17 protein-coding genes are annotated in these 14730 nt (G+C 60.6%); 10 read left to right on the top strand and 7 right to left on the bottom strand.

Going from position 1 to position 14730, the window contains the following annotated elements:
• Positions 1-25: 25 nt before the first annotated feature.
• From ACSSVC_RS00685 to ACSSVC_RS00650, 8 genes are all read left to right on the top strand, one after another.
• Positions 26-1174, top strand: a complete 1149-nt coding sequence (locus tag ACSSVC_RS00685) for an iron-containing alcohol dehydrogenase (RefSeq protein WP_492611899.1) — start codon at positions 26-28, stop codon at positions 1172-1174.
• Positions 1175-1254: 80 nt separating this feature from the next.
• Entirely contained in the window at positions 1255-1929 is a 675-nt protein-coding gene (gene rpe, locus ACSSVC_RS00680) for a ribulose-phosphate 3-epimerase (RefSeq protein WP_123726489.1), read from the top strand.
• The gene (locus tag ACSSVC_RS00675) at positions 1926-2744 is read left to right on the top strand and encodes a phosphoglycolate phosphatase (RefSeq protein ID WP_123726488.1); all 819 of its coding nucleotides are present in this window, start codon (positions 1926-1928) and stop codon (positions 2742-2744) included. Before rpe ends, ACSSVC_RS00675 begins: the two co-directional genes overlap by 4 nt.
• Before the next feature lie 71 nt (positions 2745-2815).
• Positions 2816-4303 carry an anthranilate synthase component I gene (trpE, locus tag ACSSVC_RS00670; RefSeq protein WP_346633078.1) on the top strand — a complete coding sequence of 496 codons (1488 nt, stop codon included), beginning with the start codon at positions 2816-2818 and terminating at the stop codon, positions 4301-4303.
• A 12-nt stretch (positions 4304-4315) separates the two neighbouring features.
• Positions 4316-4909 carry an aminodeoxychorismate/anthranilate synthase component II gene (locus ACSSVC_RS00665; protein WP_446439315.1) on the top strand — a complete coding sequence of 198 codons (594 nt, stop codon included), beginning with the start codon at positions 4316-4318 and terminating at the stop codon, positions 4907-4909.
• Between the two features lie 9 nt (positions 4910-4918).
• Complete coding sequence (gene trpD / locus ACSSVC_RS00660) at positions 4919-5968, top strand: anthranilate phosphoribosyltransferase (protein WP_346633076.1); 1050 nt, start codon at positions 4919-4921, stop codon at positions 5966-5968.
• Positions 5965-6801: an indole-3-glycerol phosphate synthase TrpC gene (trpC, locus tag ACSSVC_RS00655; RefSeq protein ID WP_346633075.1), complete on the top strand. Its 837-nt coding sequence runs from the start codon at positions 5965-5967 to the stop codon at positions 6799-6801. Before trpD ends, trpC begins: the two co-directional genes overlap by 4 nt.
• Before the next feature lie 67 nt (positions 6802-6868).
• On the top strand, positions 6869-7570 hold the full coding sequence (locus ACSSVC_RS00650) for a lipoate--protein ligase family protein (protein WP_346633074.1): 702 nt from the start codon (positions 6869-6871) through the stop codon (positions 7568-7570).
• On the opposite strand, the gene crp is transcribed toward ACSSVC_RS00650, so the two are convergent.
• Positions 7567-8211 carry a cAMP-activated global transcriptional regulator CRP gene (gene crp / locus ACSSVC_RS00645; protein ID WP_123389764.1) on the bottom strand — a complete coding sequence of 215 codons (645 nt, stop codon included), beginning with the start codon at positions 8209-8211 and terminating at the stop codon, positions 7567-7569. The genes ACSSVC_RS00650 and crp overlap by 4 nt on opposite strands.
• A gap of 234 nt (positions 8212-8445) precedes the next feature.
• Between crp and ACSSVC_RS00640 the strand changes: the two genes are divergently transcribed.
• Positions 8446-8868, top strand: a complete 423-nt coding sequence (locus ACSSVC_RS00640; protein WP_009045862.1) for an OsmC family protein — start codon at positions 8446-8448, stop codon at positions 8866-8868.
• 75 nt (positions 8869-8943) lie between these two features.
• Here ACSSVC_RS00640 and coq7 read toward each other — a convergent pair whose 3' ends face one another.
• The 6 genes from coq7 to hemJ all read right to left on the bottom strand — a co-directional run bounded on the left by coq7 (position 8944) and on the right by hemJ (position 13423).
• Positions 8944-9591: a 2-polyprenyl-3-methyl-6-methoxy-1,4-benzoquinone monooxygenase gene (gene coq7 / locus ACSSVC_RS00635; protein WP_011063796.1), complete on the bottom strand. Its 648-nt coding sequence runs from the start codon at positions 9589-9591 to the stop codon at positions 8944-8946.
• 127 nt (positions 9592-9718) lie between these two features.
• Entirely contained in the window at positions 9719-10057 is a 339-nt protein-coding gene (locus ACSSVC_RS00630) for a histidine triad nucleotide-binding protein (protein WP_011063795.1), read from the bottom strand.
• Between the two features lie 69 nt (positions 10058-10126).
• Positions 10127-10915, bottom strand: coding sequence for an SDR family NAD(P)-dependent oxidoreductase (locus ACSSVC_RS00625; RefSeq protein ID WP_346633073.1), 789 nt, complete (start codon positions 10913-10915; stop codon positions 10127-10129).
• 61 nt (positions 10916-10976) lie between these two features.
• Positions 10977-11894 carry a DUF805 domain-containing protein gene (locus ACSSVC_RS00620; RefSeq protein ID WP_492611898.1) on the bottom strand — a complete coding sequence of 306 codons (918 nt, stop codon included), beginning with the start codon at positions 11892-11894 and terminating at the stop codon, positions 10977-10979.
• A 95-nt stretch (positions 11895-11989) separates the two neighbouring features.
• Positions 11990-12958 (bottom strand): NAD(P)H-dependent flavin oxidoreductase, encoded by a 969-nt coding sequence (locus ACSSVC_RS00615; protein WP_346633071.1) that lies wholly within the window; start codon positions 12956-12958, stop codon positions 11990-11992.
• Between the two features lie 33 nt (positions 12959-12991).
• Entirely contained in the window at positions 12992-13423 is a 432-nt protein-coding gene (hemJ, locus tag ACSSVC_RS00610; RefSeq protein ID WP_011063791.1) for a protoporphyrinogen oxidase HemJ, read from the bottom strand.
• Positions 13424-13558: 135 nt separating this feature from the next.
• Between hemJ and argC the strand changes: the two genes are divergently transcribed.
• Positions 13559-14593, top strand: coding sequence for an N-acetyl-gamma-glutamyl-phosphate reductase (argC, locus tag ACSSVC_RS00605; RefSeq protein WP_346633070.1), 1035 nt, complete (start codon positions 13559-13561; stop codon positions 14591-14593).
• Positions 14594-14730: the final 137 nt, after the last annotated feature.

Raw genomic sequence — 14730 nt, 5'->3', positions numbered from 1 at the left:
CACCTTTATATAAGAGGCTGCGCACATGAGTATTTCCTCTTTCAAGATCGCCCATAAACTGCTCACCGGCAGTACCGCCATCGAGCAGTTGGCCGCCGAGTTGACCCGCCTGGATGTGGATAACCCGCTGATTGTCACCGATGCCGCGTTGCTCAAGTCGGGCACGGTGGAGCTGGCGCTGGCACATCTGGGTGAGCGCAGTTACGAGATTTTCGACCGGGTGCAGCCCGACCCGGAGATCGCCATCGTCGAAGACTGCATGCAGGTCTACCGCGAGGGCGGGCATGACGGCCTGATCGGCCTCGGGGGCGGCAGCGCCATTGATATCGCCAAGAGTGTCGCGGCTTACGCGGGCTACCATGGCGCCCTGGAGGATCTGTTCGGCGTTGATCAGGTGCCTCGCAAGGGACCACCGTTGATCGCTATTCCTACCACGGCCGGCACCGGCTCGGAAGTGACCAACGTGGCCATCCTTTCGGACAAGGCTGCGCAGTTGAAAAAAGGCATTGTCAGTGATTACCTGCTGCCGGACGTGGCCCTGGTCAGTCCGCAGATGACCCTGACCTGTCCCCGCAGCGTAACGGCCGCCAGTGGCGTCGATGCCCTGGTACACGCTGTCGAGTCCTATCTGTCCCTCAACGCCTCATCCATCACCGACTCCCTGGCCATTGGTGCGATCAAACTGATCGCCAAGGCGTTGCCCAAGGCTTATGCCAACCCGGCCAACCTGCAGGCCAGGGAGGATATGGCCACCGCCAGCCTGATGGCCGGCATGGCCTTCGGTAATGCCGGGGTCGGGGCGGTACATGCCCTGGCCTATCCGCTGGGTGGGCGTTTTCATGTGTCCCATGGCGTCAGCAATGCCTTGCTGCTGCCCTATGTCATGACCTGGAACAAGATGGCCTGCGTCGAGCGTATGCAGGATATCGCCGAAGCCATGGGGGTCCAGACGGCGCACTTGAGTGCCAGCGAGGCCGCTGATCGGGCCGTGGAGGCGATGACGGCGTTGTGCGCTGCGGTGGAAATTCCCAGCGGCTTGCGCAGTTTTGGCGTGCCGGAGGAGGCCATCCCCGCCATGGCGGTCGAGGCCGCGGGTATCGAGCGCCTGATGCGCAATAATCCGCGCAAACTGAGTCCTGCCGATATCGAGAAGATCTATCGTGCGGCTTACTGAACATCGCGGTTACGGTGTGCGCTCCAAAGCATGAGGTATACAATGCGCGCCATCGTGATTCTGCTCAAAAAAGGTGCGTCATGCAGCCCTTCGCTATTGCTCCGTCGATTCTCTCCGCCGACTTCGCCCGTCTGGGCGAGGAAGTGGACAATGTCCTGGCCGCCGGTGCCGACATCGTCCACTTCGATGTCATGGACAACCACTATGTGCCGAACCTGACCATCGGCCCGATGGTCTGTTCTGCGCTGCGCAAGTATGGGATCACCGCGCCGATCGATGCGCACCTGATGGTGACCCCGGTGGATCGCATCATTGGTGACTTCATCGAGGCAGGCGCGACCTATATCACCTTTCACCCGGAAGCCACGCTGCATGTGGACCGTTCCCTGCAGATGATCCGCGAGGGCGGCTGCAAGGCTGGCCTGGTGTTCAATCCGGCGACCCCGTTGGACGTGCTCAAGTACGTGATGGACAAGGTCGACATGGTCTTGCTGATGAGCGTCAACCCGGGCTTTGGCGGGCAGAAGTTCATTCCCGGCACTCTCGACAAGCTGCGTGAGGCGCGGGCCCTGATCGACGCTTCCGGTCGCGACATCCGCCTGGAGATCGACGGTGGGGTGAACGTCAACAATATTCGTGAAATCGCCGCTGCGGGCGCCGATACCTTTGTGGCCGGCTCGGCGATCTTCAATGCGCCGAACTATCAGGAAGTGATTGAGAAAATGCGCGCCGAACTGGCGCTGGCTCGGTCATGAGCGCATTTGAGCAGCTGTTCCCGGGGCGTCTGCCGCGGCTGGTGATGTTCGACCTGGATGGCACCCTGGTCGATTCGGTACCGGACCTCGCTGCCGCCGTGGACCAAATGCTGCTCAAGCTGGGGCGCAAGCCCGCAGGTATCGAGGCGGTGCGCGAGTGGGTCGGCAACGGTGCGCCGATGCTGGTGCGCCGGGCCCTGGCCAATAGCCTGGATGCCCAGGGCGTCGACGATGTCGAGGCTGAGCACGCTCTTGAGTTGTTCAACACCGCGTACGAGGATAGCCACGAACTGACTGTGGTCTATCCCGGTGTCCGCGAGACGCTCAAGTGGCTGCACAAGCAGGGCGTGGAAATGGCCCTGATCACCAACAAGCCCGAGCGTTTTGTCGCACCACTTCTGGATCAGATGAAGATCGGCCGGTATTTCCGCTGGATCATCGGCGGCGACACCCTGCCGCAGAAGAAGCCCGACCCGGCGGCACTGTTCTTCGTGATGAAGATGGCCAGCGTACCAGCGTCGCAATCACTGTTCGTCGGCGACTCGCGCAGCGATGTGCTGGCGGCCAAGGCGGCGGGGGTCAAGTGCGTGGCCCTGAGCTACGGCTATAACCATGGTCGGCCGATTGCCGAGGAGTCGCCGGCGCTGGTGATCGACAACCTGCGGGCGCTGATCCCCGGTTGCTTAGAACCTGCCGCTGAGATAACGTTGCCCGACGCTGTTCCATCCCCTTCTGGAAACTCCATCGTGGTGGTCACTCGCAAACTCTGGATGAAAGTCATCAAGGCCTTGGCCCGTTGGCGTTGGCGCGCCTGATTTTTGTCTGGCCGGCCCTGCCGGCACGTTTGCATACCTGACTGTTAGACCCTCAAGCCACGAGGCACCCCATGATTCGCGAAGAATTCCTGCGTTTGGCCGCAGCCGGTTACAACCGTATCCCGCTGGCCTGCGAAACCCTTGCCGACTTCGACACGCCGCTGTCGATCTACCTGAAACTGGCCGATCAGCCCAACTCCTACTTGCTGGAGTCGGTGCAAGGCGGTGAGAAGTGGGGGCGTTATTCGATCATCGGCCTGCCGTGCCGCACCGTATTGCGTGTGCACGGGCATCAGGTCAGCGTGACCCATGACGGCGTCGAGATCGAAAGCCATGAAGTGGCTGATCCACTGGCCTTCGTCGAGGAATTCAAAGCCCGTTACAACGTGCCGACCATCGCCGGTCTGCCACGCTTCAACGGTGGCTTGGTGGGGTATTTCGGCTATGACTGCGTGCGTTATGTCGAGCCGCGTCTGGGCCAGTGCCCGAATCCGGACCCGATCGGCGTGCCGGATATCCTGCTGATGGTCTCCGATGCGGTGGTGGTGTTCGACAACCTGGCGGGCAAGATGCACGCCATCGTGCTGGCCGACCCCAGCCAGGACAACGCCTTTGAGGCCGGGCAGGCGCGTTTGCAGGAGTTGCTTGCGCAACTGCGTCAGCCGATCACTCCGCGTCCCGGGCTGGACTTCAGCAAGCAGCAGGCGGCCGATCCGGTATTCCGCTCCAGCTTCACCCAGGCGGACTACGAGCGGGCCGTGGACACCATCAAGGAATACATCCTGGCCGGTGACTGCATGCAGGTGGTGCCGTCCCAGCGCATGTCCATTGATTTCAAGGCTGCGCCCATCGATCTGTACCGGGCGCTGCGCTGCTTCAACCCGACTCCCTATATGTACTTCTTCAACTTCGGCGACTTCCATGTAGTGGGCAGCTCGCCGGAGGTGCTGGTGCGGGTTGAGGACAATCTGATCACCGTGCGGCCAATCGCCGGCACTCGTCCGCGGGGCGCCACCGAGGAAGCCGACCTGGCCCTGGAGCAGGACCTGCTGTCGGACGCCAAGGAGATCGCCGAACACCTGATGCTGATCGACCTGGGGCGCAACGACACCGGTCGCGTATCCGAAATTGGCAGCGTGAAACTCACCGAGAAGATGGTGATCGAGCGTTATTCCAACGTGATGCACATCGTCTCCAACGTCACCGGTCAACTGAAAGCCGGGCTGACGGCGATGGACGCTCTGCGGGCGATCCTGCCGGCAGGGACCTTGTCCGGGGCGCCGAAGATCCGCGCCATGGAAATCATCGACGAGCTGGAGCCGGTCAAGCGCGGGGTCTACGGCGGCGCCGTGGGTTACTTCGCCTGGAACGGCAACATGGATACCGCCATTGCCATTCGCACGGCGGTGATCAAGAACGGTGAGCTGCATGTACAGGCCGGTGGCGGGATTGTCGCCGACTCAGTGCCGACCCTGGAGTGGGAAGAGACGCTGAACAAGCGTCGCGCAATGTTCCGTGCCGTGGCACTGGCAGAACAAACCCCCGCATCCAAGGTTTGAGGAGTTTCCATAATGTTGCTGATGATCGATAACTACGACTCCTTCACCTATAACGTCGTCCAGTACCTGGGCGAGTTGGGTGCCGAAGTGAAAGTGGTACGCAATGACGAGCTGAGCGTGGCTGAAATCGAAGCCCTCAAGCCCGAGCGTATCGTGGTCTCGCCTGGCCCTTGCACGCCGACCGAAGCCGGTATCTCCATCGAGGCGATCAAGCATTTCGCCGGCAAACTGCCGATTCTGGGTGTATGCCTGGGCCACCAGTCCATCGGCCAGGCCTTTGGTGGCCAAGTGGTGCGAGCCCGGCAAGTGATGCACGGCAAGACCAGCCCGGTGTATCACCGTGACCTGGGCGTGTTCAGCGGTTTGAACATGCCGCTGACCGTGACCCGTTACCACTCACTGGTGGTCAAGCACGAGAGCCTGCCCGAGTGCCTCGAAGTCACGGCCTGGACCCAGCTGGAAGACGGCTCCGTTGACGAAATCATGGGGCTGCGCCACAAGACGCTGAATATCGAGGGTGTGCAATTTCACCCCGAGTCTATCCTCACCGAGCAGGGCCACGAGCTGTTCGCCAACTTTCTCAAACAGAGCGGCGGCACGCGCTAAGGACTTTTCATGGATATCAAGACTGCCCTGAGCCGTATTGTCGGCCATCTGGACCTGAGCACCGATGAGATGCGCTCGGTGATGCGTGAAATCATGACCGGCCAATGCACCGATGCGCAGATTGGCGCCTTCATGATGGCCATGCGCATGAAAAGCGAAAGTATCGACGAGATCGTCGGCGCGGTATCGGTGATGCGCGAACTGGCGGACAAGGTCGAACTGAAAACCCTCGACGGCGTGGTGGATGTGGTCGGTACCGGCGGTGACGGTGCGAACATTTTCAACGTTTCCACAGCGTCTTCCTTTGTCGTTGCCGCTGCCGGCTGCACTGTCGCCAAGCATGGTAACCGGGCGGTATCCGGCAAGAGCGGCAGCGCCGATCTGTTGGAAGCGGCCGGGATCTACCTGAACCTGACGCCGGTCCAGGTGGCGCGCTGCATCGACAACGTCGGCATCGGTTTCATGTTTGCCCAGTCTCACCACGGTGCCATGAAATATGCCGCCGGCCCGCGCCGTGACCTCGGCCTACGCACCCTGTTCAACATGCTTGGCCCGCTTACGAATCCGGCCGGCGTGAAACATCAGGTGGTGGGAGTATTCACTCAAGCCTTGTGCCGGCCATTGGCTGAAGTCTTGCAACGTCTGGGCAGCAAGCACGTCTTGGTGGTGCATTCCCAGGATGGCCTGGACGAGTTCAGCCTGGCGGCGCCGACCTATGTCGCCGAGCTGAAGAACGATCAGATCACTGAGTACTGGGTACAGCCCGAGGACTTGGGCATGAAGAGCCAGAGTCTGTTTGGCCTGGTGGTCGAGAGCCCGGCGGCTTCCCTTGAGCTGATCCGCGATGCCTTGGGGCGTCGCAAGACCGAGCACGGTCAGAAGGCTGCCGAGATGATTGTGCTCAATGCCGGTGCGGCGCTGTATGCCGCGGATCATGCCAGCAGCTTGAAAGAGGGCGTGGCACTGGCGCACGATGCCTTGCACACCGGCCTGGCCCGGGAAAAGCTCGAAGAACTGGGCGCCTTTACCGCGGTGTTCAAGCAGGAGAATGAAGGATGAGTGTGCCGACAGTTCTGGAAAATATCCTTGCCCGCAAGGTTGAGGAAGTGGCTGAGCGCAGTGCTCGCGTCAGTCTGGCCGAGCTGGAGAGCCTGGCGCGGGCAGCCGATGCGCCGCGGGGCTTCGCCAGGGCGTTGCAGGAGCAGGTCAAGCTCAAGCAGCCAGCGGTGATTGCCGAGATCAAGAAAGCTTCTCCGAGCAAAGGTGTGATCCGCGAAAACTTCGTGCCGGCAGATATCGCCAAGAGTTACGAGAAGGGCGGTGCCACTTGCCTGTCGGTGTTGACTGACGTCGATTACTTCCAGGGGGCCGATGCCTACCTGCAGCAGGCTCGCGCGGCCTGCAAACTGCCGGTGATCCGCAAGGATTTCATGATCGATCCCTATCAGATCGTCGAAGCCCGTGCGCTTGGGGCTGACTGTGTGCTGCTGATTGTCGCCGCGCTGGACGACAAGCGGATGGCCGAGTTGGCTGCGGTGGCCAAGGGCGTCGGTCTGGATGTGCTGGTGGAAGTGCACGACGGCGACGAGTTGGAGCGGGCGCTGAAGACCCTTGATACACCGTTGGTGGGGGTCAACAACCGTAATTTGCATACCTTCGAAGTCGACCTGGAAACCACTCTCGACCTACTGCCGCGGATTCCTCGCGATCGCCTGGTGATTACCGAGAGTGGCATTCTCAACCGTGCCGATGTCGAGCTGATGGAAATCAGCGATGTCTATTCGTTCCTGGTGGGCGAGGCATTCATGCGCGCGGAGAGCCCGGGCAGCGAGTTGCAACGCCTGTTCTTCCCCGAGCGCGGCGTACCGGTCAGCGGCTCGACTCTGGACTGAACCTGAAACAATGAATAAGCCGGCGATGCCGGCTTTTTCATATCTATCGCAAAGGATTTCCACTGTCATGACCCAACCCCTTGCCTTGACTGTCGAAGCTGGCCTGCAGGCCGAACAGGATCTGTTGGCGCTGGTGTGCGCTGGCGAGCAGGAGTTTGGGCTGCTGTTCTGGCAGCCCAGCGACCGGGCGCTGGTGATGCCTCGGCGCTTGAGTCGCCTGCCGGGGTTCGAGCAGGCCTGTCAGGCGTCGGCGGCCAACGGCTGGCCGGTGCTGCTGCGGGAAACCGGCGGTGAGCCGGTCCCGCAATCGGCCGCCACGGTGAATATCGCGCTGGTCTATGCGCCACCGCGCAGCGAGGGGGATCAGGGGCGGATCGAAACAGCCTATCGGCGTCTGTGCCAGCCGATTTGCGATCTGCTCAGTGAACTGGGAGGCAGTCCGTCGCTGGGGGAGGTGGACGGAGCCTTTTGCGATGGGCGTTTCAACGTCAATCTGGAGGGGCGCAAGATGGTCGGTACAGCCCAGCGCTGGCGCCAGAGCAAAGGCGGACAGCGCCCTGTGGGGCTGGTACACGGTGCCCTGCTGCTGGATAACGAGCGTGATTCGATGGTGGGGGCGGTCAATACCTTCAATCAGGCTTGCGGCCTGGAGCAGCGTTGCCGGGCCGAAAGCCATATTGCCCTGCATGAGGCGTTTACCGCAGCAGATGCCATGGCCCGGCTGGACAGTCTGTACCGGCAGATGCTCAAGAGCTTTCTGCCGGATTAGCGGGTGCCGAACACCACCATGGTCTTGCCTTTGACGTGAACCAGGTTGCGCTCCTCAAGATCCTTGAGGACGCGGCCGACCATCTCTCGGGAGCAGCCGACAATCCGGCCAATCTCCTGGCGAGTGATCTTGATCTGCATGCCGTCGGGATGGGTCATGGCATCCGGTTGCTTGCACAGCTCCAGCAGGCAGCGGGCAACCCGTCCGGTCACGTCGAAGAACGCCAGGTCGCCGACCTTGCGCGTGGTATTGCGCAGGCGCTGGGCAATCTGCCCGCTGAGGACGTACAGAATGTCCGGGTCGTTCTGCGACAGTTCGCGAAACTTGGCGTAGCTGATCTCGGCGACTTCGCATTCCACCTTGGTCCGTACCCAGGCGCTGCGCTGCTGTTCGTGACCGGCCTCTTCGAAAAGTCCCAGTTCACCGAAGAAATCCCCGGCGTTGAGGTAGGCGATGATCATCTCCCGGCCATCGTCGTCCTCGATGAGGATGGTCACCGAGCCCTTGATGATGAAGTACAGGCTGTCGGATGCATCACCGGCGCAGATGATGTTGCTCTTGGCCTGATACCGGCGGCGTTGACAGTGCATCAGCAACTTGTCGAGATTTTTGATCCTGGGGGTGGGGGCAATAGCAACCATGGTTGTATCCCGAGAAGACTGCACGGTATGAGGTGATTTTTTATGGGCGTAAAACGAGGACGTTGAACGCTGGCTAAACGCCAGTCATTTGGCGTCAGCTTAACAGACACATCCTTGGTGGATTTAAGATTTTTCTTAGTGAGGATCGGTGATCAGCCGTGAACGTGCAAAGCGCGGCCCGTGCAAAACCCTGTGCTAAGCTGGCGACCCTTTTTTTACAGTGGAGTCTTGGCGATGAAGGCACGCATCCAATGGGCTGGCGAAGCCATGTTCCTCGGTGAGTCGGGCAGTGGCCACGTTGTGGTGATGGACGGGCCGCCAGAAGCCGGTGGACGCAACCTGGGTGTTCGCCCCATGGAGATGCTCCTGCTCGGTGTGGGCGGTTGCAGCAATTTCGACGTGGTCAGCATCCTGAAGAAGTCGCGTCAGGCGGTTGAAAGCTGTGAGGCCTTCCTTGACGCCGAGCGTGCTACTGAAGACCCGAAGGTCTTCACCAAGATACACATGCATTTCGTGGTCAAGGGGCGTGGGCTGAAGGAAGCTCAGGTCAAGCGGGCCATCGAACTGTCCGCCGAGAAGTATTGCTCGGCTTCGATCATGCTTGGCGCTGCCGGCGTGGCCATTACCCACGATTACGAAATCGTCGAGTTGGGTTGAGTCGGGGCGCAGTTCATCGGCAAAAGAAAAGGGCGCCTCAAGAGCGCCCTTTCTTGTGCCCGGTACTGGCCGGGATCAGATCCGATAGGTGCTCTTGGTCATGACCTTGGCCAACAGGCTCATGCCGAACTTCACCGGTGCCGGGAAACGGAAGCCGCCCGCTTCGAGTGCTGTCTCGGCGTGGTGCTCTTCGTCGATGCGCATCTGCTCCAGAATGGCCCGGGACTTTTCGTCTTCTGCCGGCAGTTGTTCCAGATGCTCGTTCAGGTGCTTACAGACCTGGTCTTCGGTGGCGGCGACGAACCCCAGGCTGACTTTGTCGCTGATCAGGCCAGCGGCGGCGCCGATGCCGAATGACAAGCCATAGAACAACGGGTTGAGAACGCTGGGGTGGCTGCCCAGTTGGCGGATGCGCTGTTCGCACCAGGCCAGGTGGTCGATTTCCTCTTCGGCAGCATGCTCCATGGCCTGGCGTACCTGGGGCAGCTTGGCAGTCAGGGCCTGGCCCTGATAGAGCGCCTGGGCGCAGACTTCCCCGGTGTGATTGATGCGCATCAGGCCGGCGACGTGCCGGGTATCCTCGTCACTCATCTGCGCTTCCGGCTGCACGATGGCCGGTGACGGGCGATAAGGTTGGCCGCTGAAAGGCAGCAGCGTACGCATTGCCATGTCGGCTTGCAGCAGCAGACGGTCAATCGGCGAGTAGTGACGTTGGGTAGTCATGCTTATCTCCGGGAAGAATCACGGCGGCCAGTTTACTCCAATCGATAGGGTGAAAACTGCGCTGGATCAGCGCACCCTCGCCTGGGAGTGGGCGAGAGGGCGCGGCACACGAGTGTCAGCGAGGCAATCAGCCCGGAGGCCAGTTCATCTGACGCTGACCCAGCACGTGCATATGAATGTGGTAGACGGTCTGACCGCCCAGCTCATTGCAGTTCATCACAACCCGGAAGCCGTCTTCACAACCTTGTTCCTTGGCCAGGCGCTGGGCGGTGAACAGGATGTGTCCGGCTAGGGTCTTGTCGTCCTCGGTGAGGTCGTTGAGGGTGCGAATGGGCTTCTTCGGAATGACCAGGAAGTGCACCGGCGCTTGCGGAGCAATATCGTGGAAGGCCAGAACCTGGTCGTCCTCGTAGATAATCTTCGCGGGTATTTCTCTGTTGATGATCTTGGTGAACAGAGTATCCACAGCTGTTTCTCCATTGGGTTGGTCCGGGGGAGTGTACTCAGGCTTACAATGTGCGCCCAGCCCGAACATCTAACGTGGGCAATAGGCCCGATTGAAGTAACCGACGATCTTGCGGGTCAGCCAGCGAGAGCCCAGACGGCTGCTGAAGGCCATCCAGCGGTTCAAGCGGCCGGGGATGATGATGGCGCGGTTCTTTTCCAGGGCTCGGACTGCGTACAGGGCGACTTCCTCTGGGCTCATGAGCAACTTGCTGTCGTTGAGCTTCTGGGTGTCCATCTGCGCGGTGCGGAAGAACGCGGTGCGTGTGGGGCCGGGGCAGAGCACCGAGACCTTGACCGCGCATTTTTTCAGTTCTTCCCGAAGCCCTTCGGAAAAGTGCAGGACATAGGCCTTGCTGGCGTAGTAGGTACTCATCCAGGGGCCGGGATAGAAGGCCGCTACCGAGGCGACGTTGAGAATCTGTCCGCCACCCAGCAGAGCCATGCTGTTGCCCAAGGCATGGCAAAGGCGGGTGAGGGCGAGGATGTTGACCTCGATCAGGTCTTGTTCGGTCATCCAGTCCTGGGCCAGGAATGGGCCGCTGGTGCCGATACCGGCGCAGTTGACCAGCAGGTCGATCTGGCGGTCGCCTTCCTCAAGTTCCAGCAGGAAGCCGGACAGTCGCAGAGGCTCTCCCAGATCGCAGGCCCGGAACAATACTTCGACACCGAAGCGTTGGGTCAGCTCCAGGGCGATGCTTTCCAGCTGATCACGCTGACGGGCCACCAGAATCAGGTTGCGGCCACGCCGGGCCAGTGCTTCGGCCAGGGCCAGGCCTATGCCGCTGGAAGCACCGGTGATCAGAGCGTAACGGGTCATGCATTTCTCCATCGCAACGGCCGGCTGCCTGCGACAGGAAAGGTCGCAGGCTCGGGCGCGTTTATTCTTGCTCGGATTCTACAGAGGGTGCGGCACTATCGGCTGGTTCAGCGTCCTCATCGGCGCTGGTGGAGTCGATGGTTTCGCTGTAGCTGGTTTCGCTGTAGCGGTCTTCGAGGGAGCTCAGACCTCCGGCTACCATGCCGACGATGAGGAGGACGATCAGTACCACCCACATCCAGGACAGGACCTTGACCGCTGTGGTGTTGGGCGGTGGCGGGGCGCCGTAGCGGTTGGCGACGTTGCTGCCGGGGCTGACCATGAGGACCAGAGGGAAGATGCTGCCGACGATAGGCACGAAGTTCAGCAGCCAGAGCCAGCCGGACCAGCCCAGGTCATGCAGGCGCTGTACGCTGATCTGGATGCTGACGACGAGGAAACCGATGAATGCCACGACACCACCGATGATCCCCAGCCCGGTGAGGAGCGTGGAGTTGAGTACCGCTGCGGTAAGAATACCGAAGAAGGCGCCTACCCCGACCACCGCCAGCATGGCTACCGTCAGGACCAGGGTCCAGGCCAGATAGCGCAGGCGACCGATACGGCCTTCGAAGCTGAATACGTTGAGATTGGCGTATTGAGGCAGGGTTTCGCCGACTGCCGCTCGCGGAGGGGCATAGGGCGACTCGCTGATACTGGCGGGGCTGGGGGCCTGGGTTATCGAGTCCAGGTTCAGATCCAGGCTTGGTTCAGCCTCGATGCGAGCATCGATCCCGGCATTTGTCAGGGCTTCCAGATACCGTTGGGCATCCGCCTGGGTCAGGTCGCGCTTGAGCTCCACCCGCTGGCCATTGAACAGGCGCTCTATTGCAGCTGTGTCACTTTTGAACAGTTCGGCCAGGTTCAGTTGGGCAGTGGATTTTTCGACACCGGGCAGCAATGTGCCGTCGAAAACAATCTTGTAGCGGGTCTCGCTCATGGGGGCATCCCTGTCACTTGAAAAGAAGGTTTACATAAAAGATGCATAGTTTAAGGCCAGCGCCACCCGGCTGGCCAAAAAACAATGAGAACTGGTTAGCGTGGCCAGCGTTTACTGAGTTGGGCCGAGCTTTCCTGAGCGGCTTGGTATTCGCTGTCCAGACGGGCAATCAGTTGATCGACGCTGGGCAGGTCGTCGATCTCACCGACGCCCTGTCCGGCTGACCATACGGTTTTCCAGGCTTTGGCTTCGTCGCTGATGGGCTTGAGCTTGGAGCCGAAGTTGACTTCGCCCTTGCCTTGCAGGGCTGCCAGGTCGAAACCGGCATTTTCCAGGCTCTGGCGCATGAAGCTGGCGGGGACTCCTGAGACGGCGGCGGTGTGCACGATATCCGCAGCGCGAGAACTGAGCAGCATCTCTTTATAGGCGTCCGGCGCATGGCTTTCGGTGGTGCCGATAAAACGGGTACCCAGGTAGGCCAGGTCGGCGCCAAGCAGCTGTGCGGCGAGAATCTCGTGACCGCGGTTCAGGCAGCCGGCCAGCAGCAGGGTCTTGTCGAAGAACTGGCGAATTTCGGCAATAAGGGAGAACGGGCTCCAGGTGCCGGCATGCCCGCCCGCCCCTGCCGCGACAGCGATCAGTCCGTCGACTCCGGCTTCTGCCGCCTTCTCCGCGTGTCGGCGAGTGGTCACGTCATGGAATACCAGGCCGCCATAGCTGTGTACGGCGTCTACCACTTCCTTGACCGCGCCCAGGCTGGTGATGACGATCGGCACCTTGTGTTCGATGCAGATCTGCAAATCTGCCTGCAGACGCGGGTTGCTGTTGTGCACGATCAGGTTGACTGCGTAGGGGGCAGGGTTCTCCAGCTTGGCCAGCCCTGCTTCGATCTCCTCGAGCCAGGCCTTGAAGCCACTGCTTTCGCGCTGGTTGAGGGCAGGGAAGCTGCCTACCACGCCATTGCGACAGCAGGCCAGGACCAGTTCAGGGTTGGAGATCAGGAACATCGGCGCCGCCACCAGAGGCAGGCGCAGGCGTTGTTCGAGCAGAGCGGGCAGTGACATTGGAGTACCCCCAGGGGAAGCGACTAGTAAGAGTTAGAACGGCCGTACAACGACCAAAATTACAATAGCCAGCAATATCAGAACCGGTACTTCATTGAACCAGCGATAAAAGACATGGCTGCGGGTGTTTTCGCCACGGGCGAAACGTTTCACTTGAGCGCCGCACATGTGGTGGTACCCGATCAGGATCACTACCAGGGTCAGTTTGGCGTGCATCCATCCACCCTGGCCGAAGTAGGCGCTGGGATTGAGGCTGATCAACCAGATGCCAAAGATCAACGCGGCGATCATTGCCGGGCCCATGATGAAGCGATACAGCTTGCGTTCCATCAGGCAGAAGCGCTCACGGCTGATGCTGTCTTCACTTTGGGCGTGATAGACGAACAGGCGTGGCAGGTAGAAAAGGCCGGCAAACCAGCAGACCACACTGACGATATGAAAGGCTTTGAGCCATAGATAGAGCATTTTTAGTTATTCCCAGGTTCACGGTGGCGAAGATAGTAGAGGGTAGAGCGGCCGCACGTCACCTTGACGGTTGTCGCAGGGGCGCGCCGCCCCTATTATCGGCAGCTTTCCAGTGGGTTCGTTGAGGGCAGGTTTATGGTCAAGGTCGGTATTGTCGGCGGCACGGGTTACACCGGTGTCGAACTGCTGCGTCTGTTGGCACAGCATCCGCAGGCGCGAGTGGAAGTCATCACTTCGCGATCCGAGGCGGGCCTGGCCGTAGCCGACATGTACCCGAACCTGCGCGGTCACTATGACGGCCTGGCCTTCAGCGTGCCGGACATCAAGACGCTGGGCGCCTGTGATGTGGTGTTCTTTGCGACACCTCACGGTGTGGCTCATGCCTTGGCCGGCGAATTGCTGGCGGCGGGGACCAAGGTCATCGATTTGTCGGCGGACTTCCGTCTGCAGGATGCCGATGAGTGGGCCAAATGGTACGGACAGCCCCATGGCGCTCCTGAGCTGCTGGATGAGGCGGTCTACGGGTTACCGGAAGTCAATCGCGAGCAAATCAAGAAGGCTCGTCTGATTGCTGTTCCCGGGTGCTATCCAACGGCTACCCAACTGGGCTTCCTGCCGTTGCTGGAGGCCGGTCTTGTCGACACCACGCGATTGATCGCTGATTGCAAGTCCGGTGTTAGTGGCGCAGGCCGTGGTGCCAGCGTCGGTTCGCTGTACTCGGAAACCTCCGAGAGCATGAAGGCCTATGCAGTCAAAGGGCATCGTCACTTGCCGGAAATCCGCCAGGGGCTGCGTCGGGCGGCAGGCAAGGACGTCGGTCTGACCTTTGTTCCGCATCTGACGCCAATGATTCGTGGTATTCACTCGACGCTCTACTCGACGGTGGTGGACCGCTCGGTTGATCTGCAAGCGCTGTTTGAGAAGCGTTATGCCAACGAGCCTTTCGTTGATGTGATGCCGGCGGGCAGTCATCCGGAGACTCGCAGTGTGCGGGGTGCCAACGTGTGCCGGATTGCCGTGCACCGGCCACAGGATGGTGATCTGGTGGTGGTACTGTCGGTTATCGACAATCTGGTCAAGGGGGCTTCAGGCCAGGCGGTGCAAAACCTCAACATCCTGTTTGGTCTGGACGAGCGCCTGGGGCTGTCCCACGCAGGCATGCTGCCTTAATGTTGGTTTAGCGCTGAACAGAAAGGCCCGTCTGACGGGCCTTTCTGCGTTATACGGGCAGCGGTACGACTATTGATATACCGTAACAATAGTTGACCGCTTTTCTGGGAGAAGCGGATAATGCGCGTCATTACGCA

It is taken from the genome of Pseudomonas sp. E1BtOHC1, from assembly GCF_058744285.1.
This window is presented reverse-complemented; position numbering and strand designations above follow the sequence as displayed.

What these genes read in the sequence shown, in the direction of transcription:
- ACSSVC_RS00685 (WP_492611899.1), top strand. Translation starts at nt 26, where the DNA reads ATGAGTATTTCCTCTTTCAAGATCGCCCATAAACTGCTCACCGGCAGT.
- rpe (WP_123726489.1), top strand. Translation starts at nt 1,255, where the DNA reads ATGCAGCCCTTCGCTATTGCTCCGTCGATTCTCTCCGCCGACTTCGCC.
- ACSSVC_RS00675 (WP_123726488.1), top strand. Translation starts at nt 1,926, where the DNA reads ATGAGCGCATTTGAGCAGCTGTTCCCGGGGCGTCTGCCGCGGCTGGTG.
- trpE (WP_346633078.1), top strand. Translation starts at nt 2,816, where the DNA reads ATGATTCGCGAAGAATTCCTGCGTTTGGCCGCAGCCGGTTACAACCGT.
- ACSSVC_RS00665 (WP_446439315.1), top strand. Translation starts at nt 4,316, where the DNA reads ATGTTGCTGATGATCGATAACTACGACTCCTTCACCTATAACGTCGTC.
- trpD (WP_346633076.1), top strand. Translation starts at nt 4,919, where the DNA reads ATGGATATCAAGACTGCCCTGAGCCGTATTGTCGGCCATCTGGACCTG.
- trpC (WP_346633075.1), top strand. Translation starts at nt 5,965, where the DNA reads ATGAGTGTGCCGACAGTTCTGGAAAATATCCTTGCCCGCAAGGTTGAG.
- ACSSVC_RS00650 (WP_346633074.1), top strand. Translation starts at nt 6,869, where the DNA reads ATGACCCAACCCCTTGCCTTGACTGTCGAAGCTGGCCTGCAGGCCGAA.
- crp (WP_123389764.1), bottom strand. Translation starts at nt 8,211, where the DNA reads ATGGTTGCTATTGCCCCCACCCCCAGGATCAAAAATCTCGACAAGTTG.
- ACSSVC_RS00640 (WP_009045862.1), top strand. Translation starts at nt 8,446, where the DNA reads ATGAAGGCACGCATCCAATGGGCTGGCGAAGCCATGTTCCTCGGTGAG.
- coq7 (WP_011063796.1), bottom strand. Translation starts at nt 9,591, where the DNA reads ATGACTACCCAACGTCACTACTCGCCGATTGACCGTCTGCTGCTGCAA.
- ACSSVC_RS00625 (WP_346633073.1), bottom strand. Translation starts at nt 10,915, where the DNA reads ATGACCCGTTACGCTCTGATCACCGGTGCTTCCAGCGGCATAGGCCTG.
- ACSSVC_RS00620 (WP_492611898.1), bottom strand. Translation starts at nt 11,894, where the DNA reads ATGAGCGAGACCCGCTACAAGATTGTTTTCGACGGCACATTGCTGCCC.
- ACSSVC_RS00615 (WP_346633071.1), bottom strand. Translation starts at nt 12,958, where the DNA reads ATGTCACTGCCCGCTCTGCTCGAACAACGCCTGCGCCTGCCTCTGGTG.
- hemJ (WP_011063791.1), bottom strand. Translation starts at nt 13,423, where the DNA reads ATGCTCTATCTATGGCTCAAAGCCTTTCATATCGTCAGTGTGGTCTGC.
- argC (WP_346633070.1), top strand. Translation starts at nt 13,559, where the DNA reads ATGGTCAAGGTCGGTATTGTCGGCGGCACGGGTTACACCGGTGTCGAA.